We start from the raw sequence: 1,566 nt of genomic DNA on the forward strand, positions 1-1,566 counted from the left end.
CATCGCGGTGACGGAGTGAACCCGATGCTGATAATCACGCTCCAGCCATTCGGAGAAGCGCTCGTTTAACTCGTCCAACGTGAGCGCGCCATCGCCGATACCCGGCAAGAACCTGGTGCGTACGGTGCGGAAGAAGCGCTCGATCTTGCCACGGCCCTGCGGGGTATAGGGCCGGCTGTGGATCAAGGCAATGCCGAGCGAGGCGCAGATCCGTTCGAGCTGGCGGGAACGGAAGGCGGCTCCGTTATCGACGTAGAGCTTGCGCGGCAGCCCTCTGGTCAGCAAGGCCTGGCGGAAGGCCTGCAGCCAGGAGTCGAGCCGCTCGGAGAGGAAGAACTCTCCGTGCGGTATGAGCCGGGAATGATCGTCAAGCACGGCGATCAGATAGGCTTTGCGCCGTTTGGTGGCAACTATCACCGAAGGGCCGTGCATCACATCGGATTGCCAGATATCGTTGGGGAACTCGGCCTCGTAGCGGCGCCGATCGACCGGAGTACCGGTCCGGAGTGCCGCGCTATTGAGCGACTCCCGCTTGAGGATCCGGTAGGCGGTGGACAGACTGAGTTGCTCGCCCGGGGCCAGTAACTGCTTGTCGCTGAGCTGCTCGACCAGCCGGTAAACCGGCAGCGAGGGATGTTCCTTGCGCAAGCGGATCAGGGCGGCGCAGGTCTCTTCGTCGACGCGCCGGCTGCACCCCCGGTCGCAGCGCGGAGCCGGAGCCAATGAGGCAATATCCCGGCCGCTGCGCTCATAGAGGTGCAGCCAGCGCCGGATGGTAGCGGGGGAGATCCGGGTGCGATCGGAGCCGGGGATATCCCAGCGCTGCTCGCTCTTGTGATAGATCAGGTCGGTCAACTCACCGGGCTCAAGGCGTGTTGAGACCAGTTCGCTGATGACCCCGAAGCGGAACAGGGCTACCTCGTGGCGTTGCTTGTTGGTGTCGTCATCCATGGCATCCTCCGTGTCTGGGGGTGAAAAGGGACCGGATTATCCGGTCGTTTCCCCATAGCACGATCGGAAGCTGCCGGGCAGGGCTACAACACGGTAGGGTGTGTGATCGATGGTGCGATTGTCATGGTTGGTGGCAGCGGTTACGGGAATAATGTTGGTGGTAATGAGTCGTTCAAACCCTTCGAGCCGGCTGCCGGCAAAGGACAGGCCAAGCAGCAGCCGGATCATCCGGCCCAGGCGGCGCCACCACTGACGCTGCCGTGAGCGCGGCAGATCAGGACGCCAGCGCTGCCGGATGAGGCGGTGAGTTAGTGCGGACCGAATCTCCTGGATGGAGCTGCGGTAACGGCGCCAATAACCAAGCGGACGGAGACGGTGCACCCGGCGGCAGTGTGGGCAATAGAGACGACGAAGTTGGATGCTGTGCGCGAGCGTGGCCACCCAGGCTTCAACAAAGCCGTGCCACCACAACTTGCCGCCGCAACAGGGACAGGCTGCAGGTTTATGCCAGGGATAGGCCGTGCCGAGACGGGCAATTTCCTTGACGGATACGGCGACAAACAGTACCAGTTGCTAAACTCCTTTCAGGAAGGCTTGTTCCTGACTGGAGGGGGG

The 1,566-nt window shown here is 62.6% G+C and carries 2 protein-coding genes; both read right to left on the minus strand.

The features are described from left to right. The coding region (locus BUC26_RS22520) for a DDE-type integrase/transposase/recombinase (protein ID WP_073379678.1) at positions 1-951 on the minus strand (951 nt) is incomplete at its 3' end. A 36-nt stretch (positions 952-987) separates the two neighbouring features. Further along, on the minus strand, positions 988-1,392 hold the full coding sequence (locus BUC26_RS23330) for a hypothetical protein (RefSeq protein WP_143166150.1): 405 nt from the start codon (positions 1,390-1,392) through the stop codon (positions 988-990). Positions 1,393-1,566 lie beyond the last annotated feature (174 nt).

This window comes from Desulfofustis glycolicus DSM 9705 (genome assembly GCF_900130015.1).
GTDB classification, from domain to species: Bacteria; Desulfobacterota; Desulfobulbia; order Desulfobulbales; family Desulfocapsaceae; genus Desulfofustis; species Desulfofustis glycolicus.